Genomic DNA, 22,041 nt, shown 5'->3' with positions numbered 1-22,041 from the left:
CTCACGCGGCGTGCGCGTGGCATGCTGCAACCGTGACCCACCTCGTGCTGATTATTCGCACCTAGCGCGCCGGCTGACTTCTCGCCGACGCGCAGACCTCCCGCATCCGCGGGGGGTCTTTTTGTTGTTGTGTGGGTGACCGACTGAAAGGACCTCCCCGATGGACTACCAGGTGTTCGACACGACGCTGCGCGACGGTGGGCAGCGCGAGGGAATCAGTTACACGGTCGCCGACAAACTCGCCGTCGCGCGTCTGCTGGACGAGTTCGGCGTGGGCTTCATCGAGGGTGGCTGGCCGGGCGCGATGCCCAAGGACACCGAGTTCTTCGAACGGGCGAAAACCGAGCTGCAGCTGAAACACGCGGTGCTGGTCGCCTTCGGCGCGACCCGCAAGGCCGGGGTGGACGTGGCCGCCGACCCGCAGGTCCAGGCTCTGCTGGACGCCGGTACCCCGGTGGTCTGCGTGGTGGCCAAGTCGGACATCCGGCACGTGGAGCGGGCGCTGCGCACCACCGCCGAGGAGAACCTGGCGATGGTCCGGGACACCGTCCGGCACCTGGTCGCCAACGGCCGCCGGGCGTTCGTCGACTGCGAGCACTTCTTCGACGGCTTCCGCTTCGACCCGGACTACACGGCCAGCGTGGTGAAGACCGCGATCGACGCCGGCGCCGAGCGCGTGGTCATGTGCGACACCAACGGCGGCATGCTCCCCTCGATGGTCACCAAGGCGATCACCGAGGTGGTCGAGCGCACCGGGGTGAGCGCCGACCGGCTCGGCATCCACTGCCAGAACGACACCGCCTGCGCGGTCGCCAACACGGTCGCCGCGGTCGAGGCCGGGGTGCGGCACTTCCAGTGCACCGCGAACGGGTACGGCGAGCGCCCCGGCAACGCCGACCTGTTCGCCACGGTCAGCAATCTGCAACTCAAGCTCGGGCTGAAGGTCCTACCGGACGGATGCCTGGAGAAGGCGACGCGGGTCTCCACCGCGCTCGCCGAGATCGCCAACATCGCCCCCGACACCCACCAGGCCTATGTCGGGGCCGCGGCGTTCGCCCACAAGGCGGGCCTGCACGCGAGCGCGATCAAGGTGGATCCGCTGCTCTACAACCACGTCGACCCGTCGGTTGTGGGCAACGACATGCGGATCCTGGTGACCGAGATGGCCGGCCGGGCCAGCATCGAGCTCAAGAGTCGCGAGCTCGGCATCGACCTGGCCGGCCATCCGGACACCCTTTCCACCGTCACCCAGAAGGTGAAGGACCTGGAGGCGGTCGGCTGGTCCTTCGAGGCCGCCGACGCCTCGTTCGAGCTGCTGGTCCGCGGCGAGCTGCCGGGCGCGGACGTCAGCCGGCCGTTCACCCTGGAGTCGTACCGGGTGCTGGTCGAGCACCGCGAGGACGGCAAGGTGATCTCCGAGGCGACCGTGAAGGTCCGGGTCAAGGGCGAGCGGGTGATCGCCACGGCGGAGGGCAACGGCCCGGTCAACGCGCTCGACGAGGCGCTGCGCACCGCGCTGTCGAACCACTATCCGGCGCTGAAGTCGTTCGAGCTGAACGACTACAAGGTGCGGATCCTGGAGGGCAGCCACGGCACCAACGCGATCACCCGGGTGCTGGTCGAGACCGGCGACCACAACCGCGAGTGGACCACGGTCGGCGTCCACGAGAACGTCGTCGAGGCGAGCTGGACCGCCCTGGTGGACGCCCTGACCTATGGCCTGAGCAGGAGTTGATCGGGTTGCCGGGCGGCGGCGACCGCGCTGATCAGTGCGATCGCCTCCGCCCCCGGCATCGGGTCCAGCTGCCGCCCGTCCCGCAGCCGCAGCGAGACCAGACCGTCCGCGGCCTCCCGTTCGCCGATCACCGCGATGTACGGGACCTTGGCGGACGCCCGGATCCGCGCGCCGAGCGAGCCGTCACGCAGGACCGCGACACGTAAGCCCGCGGCGGTCGCCTCATCACCGAACGACGAAGCCACCAGCGGGAGGACAGCCAGCTGGACCGGGGCGTACCAGACCGGGAACGCCCCGCCGTGCTCCTCGATCAGCTGGCCGAACAGCCGCTCCATCGAGCCGGCCAGGCTCCGGTGCACCATCACCGGCCGGGACTTGCGGCCGGACGCGTCGACGTACGACAGGTCGAACCGCTCCGGCTGATGGTGATCGATCTGGACGGTGGCGATGGTCCACTCCCGCCCGGCCGCGTCCGCCACCTGCACGTCGATCTTCGGCCCGTAGAACGCCGCCTCGCCCGGCACCTCCTCGTACCGGAATCCCTCGTCGGCGAGCGCGCCCCGCAGCAACCGCTCGGATTCCGCCCACCCCTGCTCCGATCCGCCGTATCTCTTCCCCGGCCCGCGCAGCGACAGCTGGTAGGACGCCGGCCGCAGGCCGAGCGCCGCGTGCGACTCCCGCATCAGCCGCAGCACACCGGCGACCTCCTGGGCGGCCTGCCCGGGCGGGCAGAAGATGTGCGAGTCGTTGAGCGAGATCGAGCGCACCCGGGACAGGCCGCCGAGCACGCCGGAGCGCTCCTGCCGGTACATCTGGCCCAGTTCGGCGATCCGCAACGGCAGGTCACGGTACGACCGCTGGCGCGCCTTGAAGATCAACGCGTGGTGCGGGCAGATGCTCGGGCGCAGCACCAGCTCGTCGTCGCCGACCGGCATCGGCGGGAACATGTCGCCGGCGAAGTTCGCCCAGTGGCCGGACAGCTCGTACATCTGCCTCTTGCCCAGCACGGGGGAGTAGACGTGCTGGTAGCCGTGCCGGCGCTCCAGGTCGTACAGATAGGACTCCACCTCGCGGCGGGCTGCCGCGCCGGCCGGCAGCCAGAACGGCAGCCCCGCGCCGATCAGCGGGTCGGAGTCGAAGAGGTCCAGCTCGCGGCCGAGTTTCCGATGGTCGATCATCAGGGTCTCCTTCGTCAGGGAAGGGCGACCCGCACGAAAAAGCCTCGGGCAGGTCGCCCGAGGCCGATTCGTCAGCGCGATTCGACGCCGGGTGGTCCCGGCGTGGTCGTCATCGCGCTGCTTCGCATGCGGTCGAGGTTAGGTCGCGGCGGCAGACCGTTCCACCCAGTTTTCCGCGACGATCTGGAACAGGTAGTGGTCCTGCCACTCGCCGGCGATCTTGAGATAGCGCGGCGCCATCCCGAACCGCTGGAACCCGTTCTTGGCCAGCACCCGCTGCGACCGCTCGTTGTGCAGCAGCGTGCTCGCCTCCACCCGGTGCAGCTCGTAGCTGGTGAAGGCGAGCCGGAGCACCTCGGCGACCGCGGCCGAGGCGAGCCCGCGGCCGGCGTGCCGCTCGGCCACCCAGTAGCCCAGGCTGGCCGACTGGAACGGGCCGCGGACGATCGAGACCAGGTTGATCCGCCCGGCGATTCGGCCGTCGTCCAGGATGACGTGCGGCAGTGCGTTGCCCGGGCGCAGCAGGTCGGTCAGCAGCTGCCGCTGCCCCTCGACGGTGTAGAAGCTCTCGTCCCGGATCGGATCCCAGGGCGCCAGGTAGTCCCGGGTGCCGTTCAGCACCTCGGTCAGCTCCGGCACGTCGGCCATGGCCAGCGGGCGGACGACGGCGGTCATGACGCCGCCGGCAGGGTCAGCTCGGCGACCACCGCGCGGTGGTCGGAATCCTTCACGTCGTGCACGGACACGTCTCGCACCCCGATCTCCTCGTCGACCAGTACATGATCGATGGTCACCGGCGGGATCGGGTCCCCGTCGTAGGGTCCCCAGGTGCCGATCAGGCCCTTGCCCACGGTGTCCGCCGCGTCGTGGTAGCCGTGCGAGATCAGTTTCCGCAGCGGGCCGTGGTCCAGCGTGGCGTTGAAGTCGCCGAGCAGGATCCGCCGCGGGTTGTCGCCGTCCGACCTCGGCTCGTCGGCCAGGTCGGTGCGCCAGCCCGCGTAGCTGTCAGGCACGGCCGGGGCCAGCGGGTGCACCGACTCGATGAAGACCGGCGCCGCGCCGGGCGGCTGGATCGTCCCCCAGGTCTGCTGGAAGCCGCCCTTGTTGCGTTTCGCGCCCGGGTCGGTCAACGGGTACCGCGAGTAGAGCGCGGTGCCGCTCGCCCAGCTCTCCGGGGCCAGCTCGTGGTAGGGGAGCAGCTGATCGATCCCGGCCGCGGCCAGCGAGGTCTCGGCGCGCGGCGCGAACTCCTGGACGGCCAGCACGGCCACGTCGTGCTCCCGGACCAGACGGACGATCTCGCTCGCGTCGGCGCCACCGAACAGCATGTTCGACGTCATCACGGGCAGCTCGACGCCGGTGGCCGCGCCCCGGTCCAGGTCCGGCAGGGCGCGCGGCAGCACGCACGCCGCCAGGGCCGCGGCGGTCACCGCCGCCACGGCGGCCGGCACCCAGCGCCGCCGGATCACGGTCAGGACCAGAGGGACGAGAGACCCCAAGGCGACGTACGGCGTGAAGGCCATCAGCGGGATCAGCGGCCCCCGGTCCCACCCGCCGAGCCGGAGCACCGCCCAGCACAGCCCGGGCACCAGCAGCAGCCAGAGCAGCACCGTGCCGACCACACGGCGGCGGCCTCGCGGCCGGGCAGCGACCGGCACGTCGGTGATCGTCATGGCCGCGACGTTATCCGGGGTTCGCCACCCGGTCCGGTGAAGGCGGCCCAGGTCACAAGATTGACCTGGGCCGCTTCGCTGCTCAGACGGTGGCCTCGGTCAATTCGCCGAACTCGGCCAGCTCCTCGCGGATCGTCGCGCCGTCGCCCTCCACGACCAGGGTCAGGCCGTCCACCGCGAGGTACCGCCCGGCCGCCGCGGACACCTGCTCGACGGTCGCCTCCAGATATTCCCGGCGCAGCGTCTCGTAGTAGTCGTCCGGCAGGCCGTGCACCACCAGCGACGCGAGGGCCCCGGCGATCGCGCCCGGGGTCTGCATCTCCACCGACAGCTGCCCGGCCCGCCACGACCGGGCCACCGCGAGCTCCGCCTCGGTCACCCCGTCCTGCTGGGTGCGCCGGATCTCGCCGAGCGTGTCCCGGATCGCCGGCCCGGTCACCGCGGTCTGCACCCCGGCGGCCACCTCGAACCGGCCGGCCCGGCGGGTCATCGCGTACGACCCGCGGATCCCGTACGTGTACCCCTTCACCTCGCGGATCAGGTGGTTGAGCCGGGAGGTGAAGGCCCCGCCGAGCACCGTGGCGGCGAGCGTCATCGGCACGTAGTCCGGGGTGGCCCGCTCCGGCGCCCGGTGCCCGATCCGCAGCGTCGACTGCACCGACCCGGGCCGGTCCACCAGGATCACGTGCGGCCGCTCCGGGACCGCCAGGCCCAGCGGCGCGTCCAGGTCGAGCGCCTGACCGGTGGTGCCGGCGAACGCCGCCTCGGCCAGCTCGGCCAGGTCCAGCCCGTCCAGGTCGCCGGCCACCAGCAGCACGCCCGGCCGGAGCATCCACTGCTGGTGGAAAGCGAGCACGTCGTCGACGGTCACCGCGGCCACCGACGTGGGGTCCCCGTGCAGCGGCCGGCTGTACCGCCCGTCGGCGGCGAACAGATCCCCGCGCAGCGCGGCGTCGGCCCGCGGCCCGGGCTGCGCCCAGTCCATCCGCAGCGCGGTCACCTCGTCGTCGCGGACCCGGGACACGTCCGCCGGATCCAGTTTCGGGGTGCGGGCGGCCTCGGCGGCCAGCCGGACCGCGCCGGCCAGCCGCGGCGCCGGGGCAGAGACCCCGACCCGGAACGCGTCCCAGTCGACCGACGGCACCAGCTCGGCGCCGAGCCCTTCGAGCGCCAGCGCGTACGCCGCCGAGTCGCGCTGCCGGGTGCCCTCCTCCAGGCACTTGGCGAGCACCGTGGCGGTGCCCTCGCGGCCCGCCGCCTCCCGGGCGGCGCTGGCGTCGAGCAGCAGCACCGCGGTGGCCAGCACCTGGCCGGGCAGGTGCGCGGCGATCACCGTGCCGCCGTGCGCGGTGACCCGGCGGACCGCCGGAAACGCGTACGGCCGGGCGGTGCCGGGCTCCGGGCGGGTGGTGACGAGGCTCATTTCTCTTCCCCTGGCAGGTAGGTCAGCGTGACGCGGGACGAGGGCTGCAGCGTGCGCGCGGCCGCCTCGGCGATGTCGTCGGCGGTCACCGCCAGCCAGGCCGGCAGCCGGTAACCGGCGGTGGCCGGGTCACCGAACTGGGTGGCGTAGCGCCCCAGCGTGTCGGCCCGCCCGCCGACCGTGGACACCTGCCGCCACCAGCCGGTGGTCAGCAGCGCCTTGGCCCGGTTCAGCTCGTCGTCGGTGACCGGCTCGTCGATCAGGCTCTGCAGCACTTCGGACAGCCCGTCCTCGAGCGTCTCCACCGGGACGCCGTCCTTCGCGGTGGCGGTGACGATCAGCGGGGCCGGGGCGTGCGCCAGATCCACCCCGTACGACCCGATGTAGTCCGGCTGGGCGATCCGCTTGCCGTCGGCCAGCCGCTGGTAGAGCCGGCTGCCCCGGCCGCTGCCCAGCACGGTGGCGAGCACGGTGACCGCGTCGTAGCCGGCCGAGCCGAACGGGTAGGTCCGGTGCGAGAGGTAGATCCGCGGGGCCGGGACGTCCGCGGTGACCGTCTCGCGGACCGGCTCGGTGGCCGGGCCGGCCAGGTGCCCGGGCGGCGCCGGCGGGATGTCCGGCACCGGGTCGATCGCCCCGAAATACTTCTCGGCCAGCGCGAACACCTCGGCCGGCGAGGCGTCCCCGGTGACCGTGAGCACGCAGTTGTTCGGTGCGTAGTACTGCTGGTGGAACGCCTTGAAGGTGTCCAGGCCGGCCGCGTTCAGATCCTCCATCGACCCGATCGTGGCGTGGTGGTAGGGATGGCCCGCCGGGTAGAGCAGCGGCAGCAGGCGCAGCCAGGCGTCGCCGTAGGGCACGTTGTCGTACCGCTGGCGGCGCTCGTTCTTCACCACCTCACGCTGGTTGTCCAGGGTCTCCTGGGTGAGCGCCGGCACCAGGCCGCCCATCCGGTCGGCCTCCAGCCAGAGCGCCAGCTCCAGGTGCTCGGCCGGCATGCTCTCGAAGTAGTTCGTCCGGTCCGGGTTGGTGGTCGCGTTCAGTGAGCCGCCGTTGCCCTGCACGAGCTTCATGTGCTCGGTCTTCTTGACGTGCTGCGAACCCTCGAACATCAGGTGCTCGAAGAGGTGGGCGAAACCGGTCTGGCCGGGCGGTTCGTGCCGGGAGCCGACGTCGTACCAGAGATTGACGCAGACGACCGGGGCGGTCCGGTCCTCGCTGACGACGACCCGGAGGCCGTTCGCCAGCCGCGTGGTTTCGATGGGCCACGGATACCCGGTCGTGGCGACCGGTGCGGATGGGGACGTCACCCGAACCATCATGCCCCTTCCCGTTTCGAAAACCGCCCCGCTGCCCGGGTCCGGATCGATTGACAACCCCGTGGCGCGGTTTCCGTCCGGGTGCGATGCTTGGCCGCGTGCTTGAGGACGTACGGGTGAACGATCGCCTGACCATCCCGGCGGCGGAGCTCTCCTGGCGCTTCTCCCGTTCCGGCGGCCCCGGTGGCCAGGGTGTCAACACGACCGACTCGCGGGTCGAGCTGTCCTGGGACCTTCTCGGCTCCGACCTGCTCCCGGCCAGCCTCAAGGAGCGCGCGGTCGAGCGCCTCGGCCCCCGCCTGGTGTCCGGTGTGCTCACGATCACCGCCTCCGAGCACCGCTCCCAGCTGCGCAACCGGGAGGCCGCCGCGGCCCGCCTCGGCACCCTGGTCGCCTCGGCGATCGCCGCCCCGCCCCGGGCCCGCCGCGCCACCCGCCCGACGAAGGGCTCGGTCGAACGCCGCATCACCGCCAAGAAACAGCGGGCCGAGACCAAGCGCAACCGCCGCTCCTACCCGACCGACTGACCGCTTCCAGGCCGTCTTCCCGCCCGGCCGCTGCTTTCCGGTACGGCCGCGGCTTGCTGCCCGGCCGCGCCGCCGGGTTCGCTGCCCGCCCGGCCGCTGCTTTCCGGTACGGCCGCGGCTTGCTGCCCGGCCGCGCCGCCGGGTTCGCTGCCCGCCCGGCCGCTGCTTCCCGGTACGCCCGCCGCTGCTCGCGCCCGCCCGTGCCCCGGTGTACCCGCCGCGGCGCCTGGCCGGGGTCCCAGTCGCGGCCGCGCCCATGGTCCCGGCTGGCTCTCAAGGGTGTCTCGACGGCCTTGAAGCACCTGTGAGCGCCAGCCAAGACCGTGAGCGCCGACACCACGATGACCAGCGCTGGTCGGTCCGGAGGAAATCCACACTGCGGGGTTGTCCACAGCCCTGCCGCGCGGTCACGCGTCTTTCCGCCACACTGTCAGCGGGGGCATCCCCCGAGGAGGGCGGGACTGTGGGCGTGCGGGCGACAGGGCCGTCGGTGCGTCACCGCTCACACGCCGGGGGCGGCAGGGCCGTCGGTGCGTCACCGATCACACGGCGGGGAACAGGACCTCGGTGCGTCACCGCTCACACGCCGAGGCGACAGGGCCGTCGGCGCGTCACCGATCACACAGCACTCACCGCGTACCGAAACTGGTGTGGGCGGGATCGAAAGCGGACCGGAACAGCGAAACGGCCCGCACCCGAAGGATGCGAGCCGTTGCTCTGAAGTAGTCCCGAAGGGATTCGAACCCTCGCTACCGCCTTGAGAGGGCGGCGTCCTAGGCCGCTAGACGACGGGACCAGAACTGCTGCTGCGCCGAAGCGCTCCAGCGGCACCAACCCGAGGGTTGGTAACGCTGGGGTACCAGGACTCGAACCTAGACTAACTGAACCAGAATCAGTCGGGCTGCCAATTACCCCATACCCCATTTGGCCCGGCTTGCCGCGCCGGAGAGAACTTTACCCGAGCCCTCCCCGGCCGCCAAATCGGGTTACCCAAACTGCTCCCGAGGCGCGATCGCGCAGGTCAGTCGAGGGCGACCACGGAGTTGCGCAGCTCGCCGATGCCCTGCACGCTTACCGACACGGTGTCGCCGGGCACGATCTGGCTGACGCCGGCCGGGGTGCCGGTCAGGATCACGTCGCCGGGCAGCAGGGTCATCACGTGCGAGACGTAGGAGACCAGGCCCGGGATGTCGAAGACCATGTCCTTGGTCCGGCCGATCTGCCGGACCTCCATGCTCTCCGGGCTGCGCCCCACCTCGCAGCGCACCTCCAGGTCGCTGACGTCGAGCTGGGTCTCGATCCACGGGCCGAGCGGGCAGAACGAGTCGAAGCCCTTGGCCCGGGTCCACTGCGGGTCCTTGCGCTGCAGGTCGCGGGCGGTGACGTCGTTGGCGCAGGTGTACCCGAAGATGGCTTTCTCGGCGCCGGCCCGGTCGACCCGGCGTGCGCCGGTGGCGCCGATCACCACGGCCAGTTCGGCCTCCTCCTCGACCTGGCTGGTGACCGACGGGATCCGGATCGCGTCGTTCGGCCCGATCACCGAGGTGGACGGCTTGATGAAGATCAGCGGTTCCTTGGGCACATCGTTGCCCATCTCGGCGGCGTGCTCGGCGTAGTTGCGGCCGACCCCGATCACCTTGCTGGAGAAGATCGGCGCGAGCAGCCGGACGTCCGGCAGCGCCCACCGCTGGCCGGTGAACGTCACCTTCTCGAAGGGCAGGCTGCTGATCTCGGCCACCGTCAGGCCGGAGGCGCCGTCACCCTCGACGACGCCGAACGACACTCCAGCGGCATGAACAAAACGGGCGAAGCGCACGGGTAATCCCCATCTACGTAATGGACCGACCCCTGAAATCTACGCCGACGACGAGGTGGCGCCGAGCCGCGGGAACGGCTCCAGGGCGAACACCACCTCGACCGGGACCTCGAAGTACTGACAGATGCGCAGGGCCAGGTGCAGGCTCGGGCTGAACTCGCCGCGCTCCAGGTAGCCGACCGTCTGGTAGTGCACGCCGAGGGCGTCGGCGAGCTGCCGCCGCGAGATGCCGCGCTCGGCGCGGAGCATCGCGATCCGGTTGTACGTGATCTCGGTTGCCATCGCTCCCTCAGCGCCCGACCCGGCTCAGCGCCCGCTCCCGCCGGGCGGCCACGGCCGAACCGGACTCCCGCCGGGCCATCCGGCGCAACAGCACCGGGGCCAGCACCATCCCGATCAGCGCCCAGACGGTCAGCACCCCGAACGTCTCCAGGTGCCGCCAGGACTGCCCGATCTCCACCGCCGCCAGGGCATCGGGCAGGAAGACCGAACGCATGCCCAACCCTAGCCAGTACAGCGGGAAGACCTGTGCGAGCCCCTGCAGCCAGCCCGGGAAGCCGGTGATCGGGTAGAAGATCCCGGAGATCGCGATCGCCCCGAACAGCGGCAGCGTCACCAGCGCCATGTTCCGCGGGTCGTCGAAGAGCGAGCCGATCGCCGCGCCCAGCGGCAGGGTGGCCAGGAAGCCGAGCGGGACCAGCCAGAGCAGGGTGAGCCAGCCGCCGGCGTCGATCGACAGGCCGTCCACCAGGAACAGGCCGGGGACCAGCTGGAGCAGGAAGCCGACCAGCGTCATCCCGCCGACCAGCACCACCTTGCCGGTCAGGTAGCTGCGCATCCCGTCCGGCACGGCCTTGGCGCGCAGCAGGGTGCCGTCCTCCCGGTCCACGATCAGCTGCTGGGCGGTGGTCATCAGGCCGCCCAGCACCAGGCCCATCCCGAAGACGCTGGGCAGCGTGCGGGCGCCGAGCGAGAACGAGGTGCCGGGCACCGTCGAGTTCCGCATGAAGAAGACCGTGCCGAGCAGCAGCACCGTGGGGAACAGATACGCCCACAGGTCGATCGGCGTGGTGAAGGTGTGCCGGATCTCGATCCAGCCGCGCCGCAGACCCATCACGATCGGGGTCATCGCGTCACCTCCGCCTCGTGCACCAGCTTCATGTACGTGTCCTCCAGACTGGAGCGGCGCACCTCCAGGTCGCCGATCGCGGTGCCGTGCTGCCGGAAGAGCTGGTGCACATAGGCGGTGGCGTCCGCGGTGGCGTGCACGAACCGCTGCCCGTCCCGGGTCCAGCGGATCTCGGTCTCGCCGGCCACCTGCCGGGACAGCTCGTCGGCCGAGCCGCTCGCGATGATCCGCCCGCCGGTCAGGATCAGGATGCGGTCGGCCAGTTTCTCCGCCTCGTCCAGGTCGTGGGTGGTGAGCAGCACGGTGGTGTCGGCCATGTCGGTCAGCTCGTGGATCAGGTCGTGGAACTCGCGCCGGGCGGCCGGGTCGAAGCCGACCGTCGGCTCGTCCAGGAAGAGCAGCTCGGGGCGGCCGACGATGCCGATCGCCACGTCCAGCCGGCGGCGCTGGCCGCCGGAGAGCCGGCTGACCCGGGTCCGCGCGGCGCCGGTCAGGCCGACCGCGGCCAGCAGCTCGCCGACCGGCCAGGGCCGCGGGATCCGGTCGGTGGCGAACGGCGCGTAGTGCCCGCCGATGTGCTCCAGCAGCTCCCGGACCTGCCACTTGCCGTGGTCGCGCCAGGACTGCAGGACCACCCCGAGCCGGGCCCGCCAGCGCTCGTCGCCGCGCTCCGGATCGCTGCCGAGCACCCGGACGTGGCCGGCCGAGCGGCGCCGGAAGCCCTCCAGGATCTCGATCGTGGTGGTCTTGCCCGCCCCGTTCGGCCCGAGCAGGGCGATCACCTCGCCGGGGTGGGCGGTGAAGCCGATGCCGTCCAGGACCTCCTTGGCCCCGTAACGCATCCGCAGGTCCCGGACCTCGATGACCGGCCCGGCGACCGTGGGGTCCGCGCCGGTGCTCGTCATTACCGCCTCCGTCATGTCCACCACGCTATCAAAGTCGTAGTAGGTGTACTACATTGTTTCGCATGGCTTCTGTCGTCTGCCTGACGCTGGGGCTCGGTCCCCGGCTGGGGTTCGCGCTGCCCGGCGCGCCCGGGCTCGGCTGGCCGCCGGCGCTCCACAAACCACACAATCCCGACGAAAAGCGAGGCAGTCCTCCGCCCGAGCCGGAGGAACACGCCGTGGCGGACCTCATTCGCGCCTAACGGTGATCGTGTTGATCGCTTCGGCTAGATACATTGGTGCGATGGGGATCAAGCAGGTGAGGGCACTCACCACCACGCTGCCCTCGGTCACCTGGATACCCCTCGCCCGGGCGCACGCCGAGCGCGCCGACCAGATGACCGCGGGCCACCGTGCCCGCCGGGCGACGGGCGAGAAACACGCCATCGAGGACTTCCTCTACGACTACTACGGCACCCGCCCGGCGATGCTGCGCCGCTGGCACCCGGGCGTCGGCGCCGGCCTGGCCGCGGCGCCGGACGGGCTGGCCGAGCACGCCGGCTGGAAGTTCTACGCCACCTCCGAGGACGGCGTCGTCGCCCTCGACCAGGACGCCTTCCTGCACGCCCGCGGCGAGAGCGTGCGGTACATCCACGGCCTGCTCACCGCCACCGCGTCCCGCCCGGTCTTCTCCGGCTGCTTCGGCCTGCACGAGTGGGCGATGGTCTATCGCGACCCGGAGCACCGGCACCCGCTCCCGCTGCGGCTCGGCCAGTCCGAGACCGACAAGGTGGTCGAGCAGCACACCATCCGCTGCACGCACTTCGACGCGTTCCGCTTCTTCACCCCGGAGGCGGTCGGGCTCAACCGTCTCCAGCCGACCCGGGCCACCCAGGTCGACCTGGACCAGCCGGGTTGCCTGCACGCCGCGATGGACGTGCACAAGTGGGCACAGAAACTCGGCCCCGCGGTCCCCGGTGCGCTGGCCCTGGACTGTTTCGCCCTGGCCGGCGAGATCCGCCTGCTGGACATGCAGGCCAGCCCCTATGACCTGGCCTCCTACGGGCACCCCCCGGTCAAGATCGAGACCGCGGAGGGCAAAGCGGAGTATGTGGCCCGGCAGCGCGAGCTGGCTCGCCGCGCCGCCGGTCTGCGCAGCCGCCTGATCCGGGTCTGCGAGGCGCTGCTCGGCCCGGAGGACGCCGCGCGCAACCGCGAGGCCGTCGCCCCGTTCAATCACCGCTGACCGACATTCCCAGAAACGCCGGATTCGCTCGGGGTTCCGGTCGCCATCGCGCGCCGGGTCCGCGCTGCGTACTGACCGCCACTGCGCGCCGGGTCCGCTCTGCGTCCCGGCCGCGTCCGCGCGCCAGGTCCGCTTCGTCAGCCTTTCCGGTACGCCCGGAAGCCCGCCCCCATCCGCATTCGCCCCGGCGTTCTCCCTGGTGGTGTGGGGCTGGTCACCGGGCGGGCCGCACCGGGGCGGGCGATTCGGGGATTCGTCGAAGGGGCTGATAGAGTTCACCGCGCCGCCGCAGGAACGGGCGGTGCAGGACAAGTTCTGGTCCCGTCGTCTAGCGGCCTAGGACGCCGCCCTCTCAAGGCGGTAGCGAGGGTTCGAATCCCTTCGGGACTACCAGCGAGCAGTGGCCCGCACCGATCACGGTGCGGGCCACTTCCGTTTCCCGGCAAGTCGCCGCCGTCAGCTTCCGGTCGAGGCGCTGCCGTCAGCCTCCCGTCAGGGCGCTGCCGTCAGCTTCCCGGCAAGGCGTCCGCCGCCAGCTTTCCGCCAAGGCGCTGCCGTTGGCTTCCGATCGGGGCTCTGCCGTCGGCAGAGAACCGGTGGCCCGCGACCTCCCGGCGGCGATACTGCGACGATGACCGATATCGCCGTTCGCCGAGTCGACTTCGGGTATTTCATCCGCCCCGCCGAGGAGACCGGCACCGGTGCGCCCCGGGTCGAGCCCTGCCTCGGCTATCTCATCGACCACCCCACGGGGCAGATCCTGGTCGACACCGGCATGGGCCACGCCCCGGGCGTCGACGCCCACTACCGGCCGCACCGGGTCCCGCTGGGCCCGGCGCTCGCCGCCGCCGGGACCACGACCGCCGACCTCCGGTACGTCGTCAACTGTCACCTGCACTTCGACCACTGCGGCGGCAACCCGGGCCTGGCCGACCTCCCGGTCTTCACCCAGCGCACCGAGCTGGCCCTGGCCCGCAGCTCCGACGAATACCTGGCCACCCTGGTCGACCACCCCGGCGCCGTCCTGGAGGAACTCGACGGCGACACCGAGATCCTTCCCGGCGTACTGATCGTCCCCACCCCGGGCCACACCGCCGGCCACCAGTCCGTGATCGTCACCACCCCGGACGGCACCGTGATCGTGGCCGGCCAGAGCCACGACCACGCCACCACCTTCACCAGCGACGTCCTCGGCCACCGCGCCGGCGTGGGCGTGTCCCCGGCGTGGCTGCCCCGCCTGCTCGCCCTCGACCCGCGCCGGGTCCTCTTCGCCCACGACAACGCCGTCTGGACCCCGTAGCCCGCAGCCTGCATCCGCGCGGTGAAGGCCGCCGAGCCCGCGCGTGGTGCGAGCCTCCGAAGTCCCGCTGTGGCGACTTTCGTGCTTTTCCACATCCGCAGGTTGTCCACAGCCCATCCGCTCGGCCCCGTGCGTCTCCGTCACACTGGCTGAGGATGGTCCCCCGAGGGAGGGCGGGCCCTGGAGCGCGGGCCCGGGAGCACTGGCCCCGGTGCGCGGGCCCGGGAGCACAGGCACGGGAGCACGGGCCCCGGAGCACGGGCCCCGGGAGCGCGGGACCTGGAGCGCAGGCCCCGGGACCGCAGCCCCCGAGAGCGCGCGACCGCCGACCACCGCGGGCGAAGGGCGTCGCCCAAAAAGAGGCGCGCCCGATGGCGCGGAGCGGCCATCGGGCGCGAGAGGATCGCGTTCGGGAGGAAGCGGGGGAGAGGGCGAAGGCTTACAGCCCGGAGAGGCGCTGGCCGGCCCGGACCACGGCCATCGCGTGCCGCTCGCCGGGGCGGCGGCCGAGGCGTTCGATCGGACCGCTTATCGAGATGGCGGCGATCACCCTTCCGGTGCGGTCGCGGATCGGGGCGGAGACGCTTGCCACACCCGGCTCGCGCTCGGCGACGCTCTGCGCCCAGCCGCGGCGGCGCACCTCGGCCAGGGTGCGGCCGGTGAACTTGCAGCGGGGCAGGAGCGGCATGACCGCTTCCGGTGGCTCCCAGGCGAGCAGGATCTGGGCGGCCGAGCCGGCCACCATCGGCAGCACCGAGCCGACCGGGACGGTGTCCCGCAGGCCGCTGGCCCGCTCGGCGGCGGCGACGCAGATGCGCTCGTCGGCGCGGCGCAAGTAGAGCTGCGCGCTCTCCCCGGTCGCGTCCCGCAATGCGGAAAGCAGAGGCTCGGCGGCGGTCAGCAGAACGTCCGGCGCGGCGTTCGCCAGCTCGCCCAGGCGAGGTCCGGGGCGCCATCTTCCTTGAGTGTCCCGGACCAGCATCCGATGAATCTCCAGTGCCTGGGCCAGGCGATGTGCGGTCGCCCGCGGAAGCTTCGTGCGTTCGACCAACTCGGCCAGGCTGGCGCCGTCGACACATGCGGCGAGGATGACAACCGCCTTGTCGAGAACGCCTACACCGCTCATACTGTGTCCCACAAGCCGAAACATACATTCCAGAATTTAGGATGTCCAGATGGTGGGAGTCACTCCCGACAGCGGGAAACCCAGGACCCTGGCCGAGAAGGTCTGGGATGACCACGTGGTGCGCACGGCCGAGGGCGAGCCGGACCTGCTCTTCATCGACCTGCACCTGCTGCACGAGGTCACCAGCCCGCAGGCGTTCGACGGCCTGCGGATGGCCGGCCGGCCCGTTCGACGGACCGACCTCACGCTCGCGACGGAGGACCACAACACCCCGACCGGGTACGCGGACCCGTCGTTCAACACCCGCCGTGGTGAGCTGCTGACCATCGCCGACACGGTCTCCCGCACCCAGATCGAGACCCTGCGGAAGAACTGCGCCGAGTTCGGCGTCGAGATCCGCCCGCTCGGTGACGTGAACCAGGGCATCGTGCACGTGATCGGCCCGCAGCTGGGTCTCACCCAGCCCGGCATGACGATCGTCTGCGGCGACTCGCACACCGCGACCCACGGCGCGTTCGGCGCGCTGGCCTTCGGCATCGGCACCAGTGAGGTCGAGCACGTGCTCGCCACCCAGACGCTGCCGCAGTCGAAGCCGAAGACGATGGCCGTCACGGTCGTCGGCGAGCTGCGTCCCGGGGTGAGCGCCAAGGACCTGATCCTCGCGCTGATCACGCAGACCGGCACCGGCGGCGGCAACGGCCACATCGTCGAGTACCGCGGCGAGGCGATCCGCAAGCTCTCCATGGAGGGCCGGATGACGATCTGCAACATGTCGATCGAGTGGGGCGCCAAGGCCGGCATGATCGCGCCGGACGAGACCACGTTCGCCTACCTCAAGGGGCGCCGGCACGCGCCGCAGGGCGCCGACTGGGACGCCGCGGTCGCGTACTGGGAGACCCTGGTCACCGACGAGGACGCCGAGTACGACACCGAGATCATCCTGGACGCCTCGGCGATCAGCCCGTTCATCACCTGGGGCACCAACCCGGGTCAGGGCGCGGCGCTGGACGGCGTGGTGCCGGACCCGCAGGACTTCCCGGACGAGGTGGAGCGCGGCGCCGCCGAGCGCGCCCTGGCGTACATGGACCTCACCCCGGGCACCCCGTTCCGCGACGTCCCGGTCGACGTGGTCTTCGTCGGCTCGTGCACCAACGGCCGGCTGGAGGACCTGCGGGCCGCGGCCGACGTGATCCGTGGCCGCAAGGTGGCCGACGGCGTCCGGATGATGATCGTCCCGGGCTCCTACGTCGTGCGCGAGCAGGCCGAGGCCGAGGGCCTGGACAAGATCTTCACGGACGCCGGGGCCGAGTGGCGGTTCGCCGGCTGCTCGATGTGCCTGGGCATGAACCCGGACACGCTGAGCCCCGGGCAGCGCGCGGCGTCCACCTCCAACCGCAACTTCGAGGGCCGGCAGGGCAAGGGTGGGCGTACCCACCTGGTCTCGCCGCAGGTCGCCGCCGCCACCGCCGTGGTCGGCAAGCTGGCCGCCCCCGCCGACCTCTGAGCCCGGAGAGAGACCCATGGACAAGTTCGTCACCCACAGCGGCAAGGTCATGCCGCTCCGCCGTTCCGATGTGGACACCGACCAGATCATCCCGGCGGTCTATCTGAAGCGGGTCACCCGCACCGGCTTCGAGGACGGCCTCTTCAGCGCCTGGCGCGAGGACCCGGGCTTCGTGCTGCACAACCCGGCCCACGCCGGCGCCACCATCCTGGTCGCCGGGCCGAACTTCGGCACCGGCTCGTCCCGGCAGCACGCCGTCTGGGCGCTGCGCGACTGGGGCTTCAAGGTGGTGATCGCGGCCCGGTTCGGCGACATCTTCCGGGGCAACGCGCTCAAGGAGGGCCTGCTGCCGGTCCAGCTGGACCAGAAGATCGTGGAAAGCCTCTGGGACCTCGCCGAGAGCGAGCCGGAGAAGCAGATCACCGTCGACCTGGCCGAGCGGGTGGTCCGGGTGGACGACGCGGCGTACTCGTTCCCGATCGACGATTTCAGCCGCTGGCGTCTGATGGAGGGGCTCGACGACATCGGACTGACGTTGCGCCACGAGGACGCGATTAGTGCGTACGAGAAGGGTCGTCCGGCTTTCAAGCCGGTGGTCACTCTTTAAGTCCCGATCAGGAATTCGCCCCCGTCGGTGTCGCCGATGGGGGCGAATTTCGTTGGGACACAACGGATTTTTGCCACGAATGTTTGTGTCTCCAGGTCACAGGGCATACCGTGCGCGCAGAATGGCCTGCGACGGGCCAGTTCTCACGTCCGGGAGGAAACCGTGAACAAGGCCGAGCTCATTGAGGCGCTCGCCGTCAAGCTGGGCGACAGGAAGACGGCGACGATTGCGCTGGACGCGTTCATCAGTGAGGTGCAGAACGCCGTCGCCAAGGGAGACAAGGTATCCCTCACCGGCTTCGGATCCTGGGAGAAGCGGGCGCGCAATGCGCGAACCGCCCGGAATCCGCGCACCGGTGAGCCGGTGAAGGTGAAGAAGACGTCGGTCGCCGCATTCCGGCCCGGCAACACCTTCCGGGAACTGGTCGCCAGCGGGAAACCGGCGAAGGCGGCCACGGCGAAGAAGACCGCGGCGACCAAGGCCACCCCGGCCAAGTCGGCGGCGGCCACCAAGACCGCCACGGCGAAGAAGACCGCGACCCCGGCCAAGTCGGCGGCCAAGGCCACGGCCACCAAGTCGGCCGCCAGCAAGGCGACCGCCAGCAAGTCGACGGCGGCCAAGTCCACCGCGGCCAAGTCGGCGCCGGCGACGAAGACCGCCGCCAAGTCGGCGCCGGTCACCAAGGCCACCGCCGCGAAGAAGACCGCGACGACGGCCGCCACCAAGAAGACCGCGTCGACGGCCGCGAGCAAGAAGAGCACCAGCACGGCGGCGAAGAAGACGACGGCGGCGGCGAAGTCGGCTCCGGCCAAGACCTCGCCGGCGAAGAAGACGACGACCAAGGCCGCCGCGGCCAAGAAGACCACGGCGCGCAAGACCGTCACGCCGGCTCCGGCGCCGGCCCGCGCCAAGAGCGCCGCGACCGCCAAGGCCGCTTCGAACCGCAAGGCACGCTGAGCTCACGACCGGCACAGCAGAAGGCGTCCATCGTACGGTGGACGCCTTTGTGTTTGCCGCGAGCGCACCGCCTCCCGGGCCTACCGTCCGGGCATGGAACGCAGACCGCGAGGTTTGGTGGCCCGCGCGAGCCTGGCCGCGGGGCTCTTCGCGCTGGCCGTCGTGCCCGGCTGGACGCTCGGCGACCTGGCCGAGCACGCCACCGGCTGGCCGGTGCTGGACTGGCTGGTCACCTGTGGCTGGTGCGGCCTGGCGGTGGCCGGTTACGCCCCGGGCACGTCCTACCGCGCCCGGGACGGGCTGGCCGGCGCGGTTCCGCTCTACGGCTGGTACCTGGCCGGGGTGCTGAGCTGGCGGCTGGCGTTACTGCCCTATCGCGACTGGGAGCCCCGCCGCGACGAGCTGTGGCGGGCCCGCTGGCTCACCGGCGACCTGGTCGGGCACTGGCGGATCGAGCAGGTCACCAGCGCGAGGCCGCTAGCAGCGTCGCGCCGGACCAGGTGAGCAGCCAGCCGTCGCCCTTGCGGGTCCGGTACGCCTCGGCGTCGCCGTCCCCGGTCAGCCGCGCCAGCAGCGGCGGCATCAGCTTGCCCTGGCTGCACACCACCACCCGGCCGGCGGTCCGCAGCTCGGCCAGCCGCTCCTGCGCGGCCCGCAGCCGGGCCGGCAGCCCGGACGGCTCGTCCGGCTCGGCGAACGCGGTGTCCACCAGCAACGGCAGCCCGGTCGCCGCGACCACCGGCTGCAGGGTCTGCGAGCAGCGCAGCGGGGTGGCCGCGACCAGCCGCCGGGGCTGGAAGGTGGCCAGCCGCTCGGCGACCAGGCCGGCCTGCCGCTGCCCTTTCGCGCTGATCGGGCGCAGCGAGTCCGGCCCGGACCAGTGCTTGCGCTCGCCGGCGTGCGCGTGCCGGACCAGCGCCACCACCGCGGTGATCGGCGGCAGGCCGGCCACCAGGTCGAGCAGCGGGCGCTCGTCCGGATAGGTCAGCCGGCCGGCGGCCTCCCGCACCGGCAGCCAGGTGAGCTTGTCCACCTCGCCGGTGTCCTGCACCGGGCCGCTGGTGGCGGCCCGCATCAGCCAGAACCGCACGGTTTTCGGCCGCCCGTCGGGCAGCCGGTAGGCCACCTCGGGCAGCCCGAGCTCCGGGATGCCCTGTGCGCCGGTCTCCTCGGCGACCTCCCGGACCGCGGCGGCCAGGTCCGGCTCGCCGCGCTTGACGGTGCCCTTGGGCAGGCTCCAGTCGTCGTACCGGGGGCGGTGCACCAGGCAGACCTCGGGCGTGCCGTCCGGTCCGGGGCGGTAGAGCACCCCACCGGCGGCATGTACCGGCTCCGGCATCAGCTGCCCTTGATGACCCGCCGGAGCAGGGCCTCCTGCAGATGGACCTGCTTGCCGGTCGGGTCGCCGGTGTTGCGCCGCCAGACGCCGTCGCCACCCAGGTCCCAGCCCTCGGTGCCCTCGGCCATCGACAGCTCCAGCACGTTGCGCAGCTCCTCGCGGGCGGACGACATGGTCACCTTGACCAGTGCCTCGACCCGGCGGTCCAGGTTGCGGTGCATCAGGTCGGCGGAGCCGATCCAGTACTCCGCGTCGTCGCCGGCGCCGAACCGGAAGACCCGGGAGTGCTCCAGGAAACGGCCGACGATCGAGCGGACCCGGATGTTCTCCGACAGGCCGGGCACACCCGGGCGCAGCGTGCACATCCCGCGGATCACCAGGTCGATCCGGACGCCGTCCTGCGAGGCGCGGTAGAGCGCGTCCGCGGTCTCCTCGTCGACCATCGAGTTCACCTTGAACTGGACCAGCGCGTCGCCACCGGCCCGGGCGATCTTGGCCTGCTCCTCCAGCCGGTCCAGCAGGCCGCGGCGCACCCCGTGCGGGGCGACCAGCAGCCGCCGGTACGTGGTCTGCCGGCTGTACCCGGTCAGCACGTTGAACAGGTCGGTGACGTCGGCGCCCACCTCCGGGTCGGCGGTCAGCATGCCGAAGTCCTCGTAGAGCCGGGCGGTCTTCGGGTGGTAGTTGCCGGTGCCGATGTGGCAGTAGCGCCGCAGCTGGTTGCCCTCCTGCCGGACCACCAGCGCGGTCTTGCAGTGCGTCTTGAGCCCGACCAGGCCGTAGACCACGTGGCAGCCGGCCCGCTCCAGGGTGCGCGCCCAGGCGATGTTGGCCACCTCGTCGAACCGGGCCTTCACCTCGACCAGCACCACCACCTGCTTGCCGGCGGCGGCCGCGTCGACCAGCGCGTCGACGATCGGCGAGTCGCCCGACGTCCGGTAGAGCGTCTGCTTGATGGCCAGCACGTTCGGGTCGGCGGCGGCCTGCTCGATGAAGCGCTGCACGCTCGTCGAGAACGAGTGGTACGGATGGTGCACCAGGATGTCCGACTCACGCAGCCGGTTGAACACGCTGCGCGGCACCTCGCCGTCGGCCAGCTGCGGATGGGTCGCCGGGACGAAAGGGCGGTCCTTCAGGTCGTCCCGGTCGCACTCGCCGAAGACCTGCCAGAGCGCCGACAGGTCGAGCAGGCCGGGCACCCGCAGCACGTCGTGGCTGTCCATGTCCAGCTCGCGGACCAGCAGGTCGAGCACGTGGTCGCTGATCGAGGCGGCCACCTCGAGCCGGACCGGCGGGCCGAACCGGCGCTGCGCCAGCTCCCGCTCCAGGGCCTGCAGCAGGTCCTCGTCGCGGTCCTCGTCGACCTCCAGCTCGGCGTTGCGGGTCACCCGGAAGGCATGCGTCTCCAGGATCTGCATGCCCGGGAAGAGCTGGTCCAGGTGGTTCGCGATCAGGTCCTCGATGGGCAGGAAGCGCACCCCGCGGCTGTCGTTCTGCACGGTCACGAAGCGCGGGACGTTGTTCGGCACCTTGATCCGGGCGAACAGCTCCGGGTTGTCGCCGTCCGGGTAGCGCAGCGCCACGGCCAGGTTGAGCGAGCGGCTGGAGATGTACGGGAACGGGTGCGCGGGGTCCACCGCGAGCGGGGTGAGCACCGGGAACACCTGCTCCCGGAAGAAGGTGCGCAGCCGGCCCCGCTCCGGCTCGTCCAGCTCCTTCCAGCTGACCAGCTCGATGCCCTCGGCGGCCAGTTTCGGCCGGACCTCGTCGGCGAAGCAGGCGGCGTGCCGGGTGACCAGGTCGGCGGTGCGCTCGGTGATCATCTCGATCTGCTGCCGCAGCGGGGAACGGTCACCGCCGCGCACCGGCAGACCGGCGCTCAACCGGCGCTTCAGCCCGGCGACCCGGACCATGTAGAACTCGTCCAGGTTGCTCGCGAAGATCGCCAGGAACTTGGCCCGCTCCAGCAGCGGGGTGCCCGGGTCCTCGGCGAGCGCCAGCACCCGCGCGTTGAAGTCGAGCCAGGACAGCTCGCGGTTGGCGAACCGGTCGTCCGGGAGGTAGTAGCCCTGGTCCGGGTCCTCCGCCAGGGCCGGCTCGGGCTGCACCGGCGTCTCCGCCGGTTTGGATTTCGGCACGACAACCTCCACCACGGGCTTGACCGGTTCAGCTACATCGACGGCGCCGGCAGGCGTACGCGGGAGAAAGCGGCCGTTCGGGCCACGCCGGCGGGTCTCGGGGGTCCGGGGCGGGGTCTGCATGCGTCCATCATTGCCGG

At 71.6% G+C, this 22,041-nt stretch carries 20 protein-coding genes and 3 tRNA genes; 9 read left to right on the top strand and 14 right to left on the bottom strand.

Annotation, left to right across the window (positions count from 1 at the left end):
* The first annotated feature begins 160 nt into the window (after positions 1 to 160).
* Entirely contained in the window at positions 161 to 1,735 is a 1,575-nt protein-coding gene (gene cimA / locus BJY16_RS02710; RefSeq protein WP_185037542.1) for a citramalate synthase, read from the top strand.
* Here the strand turns inward: cimA and thrS are convergent.
* The 5 genes from thrS to BJY16_RS02685 form a co-directional block, all read right to left on the bottom strand.
* On the bottom strand, positions 1,714 to 2,913 hold the full coding sequence (thrS, locus tag BJY16_RS02705) for a threonine--tRNA ligase (RefSeq protein ID WP_185037541.1): 1,200 nt from the start codon (positions 2,911 to 2,913) through the stop codon (positions 1,714 to 1,716). The two genes, cimA and thrS, sit on opposite strands and share 22 nt — an antisense overlap.
* A gap of 138 nt (positions 2,914 to 3,051) precedes the next feature.
* Entirely contained in the window at positions 3,052 to 3,588 is a 537-nt protein-coding gene (locus BJY16_RS02700; protein WP_185037540.1) for a GNAT family N-acetyltransferase, read from the bottom strand.
* Positions 3,585 to 4,586, bottom strand: a complete 1,002-nt coding sequence (locus BJY16_RS02695; protein ID WP_185037539.1) for an endonuclease/exonuclease/phosphatase family protein — start codon at positions 4,584 to 4,586, stop codon at positions 3,585 to 3,587. The genes BJY16_RS02700 and BJY16_RS02695 overlap by 4 nt, the downstream gene beginning before the upstream one ends.
* Before the next feature lie 82 nt (positions 4,587 to 4,668).
* Positions 4,669 to 6,009 carry a M16 family metallopeptidase gene (locus tag BJY16_RS02690; RefSeq protein ID WP_185037538.1) on the bottom strand — a complete coding sequence of 447 codons (1,341 nt, stop codon included), beginning with the start codon at positions 6,007 to 6,009 and terminating at the stop codon, positions 4,669 to 4,671.
* Positions 6,006 to 7,328 (bottom strand): M16 family metallopeptidase, encoded by a 1,323-nt coding sequence (locus BJY16_RS02685; protein WP_239178010.1) that lies wholly within the window; start codon positions 7,326 to 7,328, stop codon positions 6,006 to 6,008. The genes BJY16_RS02690 and BJY16_RS02685 overlap by 4 nt, the downstream gene beginning before the upstream one ends.
* An 86-nt stretch (positions 7,329 to 7,414) precedes the next feature.
* Here BJY16_RS02685 and arfB point away from each other — a divergent pair, with 86 nt between their 5' ends.
* Positions 7,415 to 7,855: an alternative ribosome rescue aminoacyl-tRNA hydrolase ArfB gene (arfB, locus tag BJY16_RS02680; RefSeq protein WP_185037536.1), complete on the top strand. Its 441-nt coding sequence runs from the start codon at positions 7,415 to 7,417 to the stop codon at positions 7,853 to 7,855.
* A 723-nt stretch (positions 7,856 to 8,578) separates the two neighbouring features.
* Here the strand turns inward: arfB and BJY16_RS02675 are convergent.
* The 6 genes from BJY16_RS02675 to BJY16_RS02650 all read right to left on the bottom strand — a co-directional run bounded on the left by BJY16_RS02675 (position 8,579) and on the right by BJY16_RS02650 (position 11,720).
* A tRNA-Glu gene (locus BJY16_RS02675) sits at positions 8,579 to 8,651 on the bottom strand.
* Positions 8,652 to 8,706: 55 nt separating this feature from the next.
* Positions 8,707 to 8,778, bottom strand: a tRNA-Gln gene (locus tag BJY16_RS02670).
* 98 nt (positions 8,779 to 8,876) lie between these two features.
* Positions 8,877 to 9,671 (bottom strand): fumarylacetoacetate hydrolase family protein, encoded by a 795-nt coding sequence (locus BJY16_RS02665; protein WP_185037535.1) that lies wholly within the window; start codon positions 9,669 to 9,671, stop codon positions 8,877 to 8,879.
* Between the two features lie 39 nt (positions 9,672 to 9,710).
* Positions 9,711 to 9,953 carry a helix-turn-helix transcriptional regulator gene (locus tag BJY16_RS02660; RefSeq protein ID WP_185037534.1) on the bottom strand — a complete coding sequence of 81 codons (243 nt, stop codon included), beginning with the start codon at positions 9,951 to 9,953 and terminating at the stop codon, positions 9,711 to 9,713.
* 7 nt (positions 9,954 to 9,960) lie between these two features.
* Complete coding sequence (locus tag BJY16_RS02655) at positions 9,961 to 10,800, bottom strand: ABC transporter permease (protein ID WP_185037533.1); 840 nt, start codon at positions 10,798 to 10,800, stop codon at positions 9,961 to 9,963.
* Complete coding sequence (locus tag BJY16_RS02650; RefSeq protein ID WP_239178008.1) at positions 10,797 to 11,720, bottom strand: ABC transporter ATP-binding protein; 924 nt, start codon at positions 11,718 to 11,720, stop codon at positions 10,797 to 10,799. Before BJY16_RS02650 ends, BJY16_RS02655 begins: the two co-directional genes overlap by 4 nt.
* A gap of 268 nt (positions 11,721 to 11,988) precedes the next feature.
* Between BJY16_RS02650 and BJY16_RS02645 the strand changes: the two genes are divergently transcribed.
* The 3 genes from BJY16_RS02645 (at position 11,989) to BJY16_RS02635 (ending at position 14,230) form a co-directional block, all read left to right on the top strand.
* Positions 11,989 to 12,930 (top strand): 3-methyladenine DNA glycosylase, encoded by a 942-nt coding sequence (locus tag BJY16_RS02645; protein ID WP_185037532.1) that lies wholly within the window; start codon positions 11,989 to 11,991, stop codon positions 12,928 to 12,930.
* Positions 12,931 to 13,247: 317 nt separating this feature from the next.
* A tRNA-Glu gene (locus tag BJY16_RS02640) sits at positions 13,248 to 13,323 on the top strand.
* A 238-nt stretch (positions 13,324 to 13,561) separates the two neighbouring features.
* Positions 13,562 to 14,230 (top strand): MBL fold metallo-hydrolase, encoded by a 669-nt coding sequence (locus BJY16_RS02635; RefSeq protein ID WP_185037531.1) that lies wholly within the window; start codon positions 13,562 to 13,564, stop codon positions 14,228 to 14,230.
* 439 nt (positions 14,231 to 14,669) lie between these two features.
* On the opposite strand, the gene BJY16_RS02630 is transcribed toward BJY16_RS02635, so the two are convergent.
* On the bottom strand, positions 14,670 to 15,356 hold the full coding sequence (locus BJY16_RS02630) for an IclR family transcriptional regulator (protein WP_071807642.1): 687 nt from the start codon (positions 15,354 to 15,356) through the stop codon (positions 14,670 to 14,672).
* 49 nt (positions 15,357 to 15,405) lie between these two features.
* Here BJY16_RS02630 and leuC point away from each other — a divergent pair, with 49 nt between their 5' ends.
* From leuC to BJY16_RS02610, 4 genes are all read left to right on the top strand, one after another.
* Positions 15,406 to 16,860: a 3-isopropylmalate dehydratase large subunit gene (gene leuC, locus BJY16_RS02625; RefSeq protein ID WP_185037530.1), complete on the top strand. Its 1,455-nt coding sequence runs from the start codon at positions 15,406 to 15,408 to the stop codon at positions 16,858 to 16,860.
* A 16-nt stretch (positions 16,861 to 16,876) separates the two neighbouring features.
* The gene (gene leuD / locus BJY16_RS02620) at positions 16,877 to 17,467 is read left to right on the top strand and encodes a 3-isopropylmalate dehydratase small subunit (protein WP_185037529.1); all 591 of its coding nucleotides are present in this window, start codon (positions 16,877 to 16,879) and stop codon (positions 17,465 to 17,467) included.
* 162 nt (positions 17,468 to 17,629) lie between these two features.
* Positions 17,630 to 18,424: an HU family DNA-binding protein gene (locus BJY16_RS02615; protein WP_185037528.1), complete on the top strand. Its 795-nt coding sequence runs from the start codon at positions 17,630 to 17,632 to the stop codon at positions 18,422 to 18,424.
* A gap of 93 nt (positions 18,425 to 18,517) precedes the next feature.
* Entirely contained in the window at positions 18,518 to 18,928 is a 411-nt protein-coding gene (locus tag BJY16_RS02610; protein WP_185037527.1) for a hypothetical protein, read from the top strand.
* On the opposite strand, the gene BJY16_RS02605 is transcribed toward BJY16_RS02610, so the two are convergent.
* Together BJY16_RS02605 and BJY16_RS02600 are read right to left on the bottom strand one after the other, a co-directional pair.
* Complete coding sequence (locus BJY16_RS02605; protein WP_185037526.1) at positions 18,885 to 19,763, bottom strand: NUDIX hydrolase; 879 nt, start codon at positions 19,761 to 19,763, stop codon at positions 18,885 to 18,887. The two genes, BJY16_RS02610 and BJY16_RS02605, sit on opposite strands and share 44 nt — an antisense overlap.
* A complete protein-coding gene (locus BJY16_RS02600) occupies positions 19,763 to 22,024 on the bottom strand; it encodes an RNA degradosome polyphosphate kinase (RefSeq protein ID WP_185037525.1) in 2,262 nt (753 codons plus the stop codon). Before BJY16_RS02600 ends, BJY16_RS02605 begins: the two co-directional genes overlap by 1 nt.
* Positions 22,025 to 22,041 lie beyond the last annotated feature (17 nt).

The organism is Actinoplanes octamycinicus, assembly GCF_014205225.1.
GTDB lineage: Bacteria > Actinomycetota > Actinomycetes > Mycobacteriales > Micromonosporaceae > Actinoplanes > Actinoplanes octamycinicus.
Note: the sequence above shows the minus strand (reverse complement) of the source record. Positions and strands in the feature narration are given on the sequence as shown.

Coding starts and splice junctions, on each gene's coding strand:
- BJY16_RS02660 (WP_185037534.1), bottom strand. CDS start 9,953: ATGGCAACCGAGATCACGTACAACCGGATCGCGATGCTCCGCGCCGAG.
- cimA (WP_185037542.1), top strand. CDS start 161: ATGGACTACCAGGTGTTCGACACGACGCTGCGCGACGGTGGGCAGCGC.
- BJY16_RS02600 (WP_185037525.1), bottom strand. CDS start 22,024: ATGCAGACCCCGCCCCGGACCCCCGAGACCCGCCGGCGTGGCCCGAAC.
- BJY16_RS02605 (WP_185037526.1), bottom strand. CDS start 19,763: ATGCCGGAGCCGGTACATGCCGCCGGTGGGGTGCTCTACCGCCCCGGA.
- thrS (WP_185037541.1), bottom strand. CDS start 2,913: ATGATCGACCATCGGAAACTCGGCCGCGAGCTGGACCTCTTCGACTCC.
- BJY16_RS02695 (WP_185037539.1), bottom strand. CDS start 4,586: ATGACGATCACCGACGTGCCGGTCGCTGCCCGGCCGCGAGGCCGCCGC.
- arfB (WP_185037536.1), top strand. CDS start 7,415: ATGCTTGGCCGCGTGCTTGAGGACGTACGGGTGAACGATCGCCTGACC.
- BJY16_RS02700 (WP_185037540.1), bottom strand. CDS start 3,588: ATGACCGCCGTCGTCCGCCCGCTGGCCATGGCCGACGTGCCGGAGCTG.
- BJY16_RS02635 (WP_185037531.1), top strand. CDS start 13,562: ATGACCGATATCGCCGTTCGCCGAGTCGACTTCGGGTATTTCATCCGC.
- BJY16_RS02655 (WP_185037533.1), bottom strand. CDS start 10,800: ATGACCCCGATCGTGATGGGTCTGCGGCGCGGCTGGATCGAGATCCGG.
- BJY16_RS02645 (WP_185037532.1), top strand. CDS start 11,989: ATGGGGATCAAGCAGGTGAGGGCACTCACCACCACGCTGCCCTCGGTC.
- BJY16_RS02610 (WP_185037527.1), top strand. CDS start 18,518: ATGGAACGCAGACCGCGAGGTTTGGTGGCCCGCGCGAGCCTGGCCGCG.
- BJY16_RS02650 (WP_239178008.1), bottom strand. CDS start 11,720: ATGACGGAGGCGGTAATGACGAGCACCGGCGCGGACCCCACGGTCGCC.
- leuD (WP_185037529.1), top strand. CDS start 16,877: ATGGACAAGTTCGTCACCCACAGCGGCAAGGTCATGCCGCTCCGCCGT.
- BJY16_RS02685 (WP_239178010.1), bottom strand. CDS start 7,328: ATGGTTCGGGTGACGTCCCCATCCGCACCGGTCGCCACGACCGGGTAT.
- leuC (WP_185037530.1), top strand. CDS start 15,406: ATGGTGGGAGTCACTCCCGACAGCGGGAAACCCAGGACCCTGGCCGAG.
- BJY16_RS02630 (WP_071807642.1), bottom strand. CDS start 15,356: ATGAGCGGTGTAGGCGTTCTCGACAAGGCGGTTGTCATCCTCGCCGCA.
- BJY16_RS02690 (WP_185037538.1), bottom strand. CDS start 6,009: ATGAGCCTCGTCACCACCCGCCCGGAGCCCGGCACCGCCCGGCCGTAC.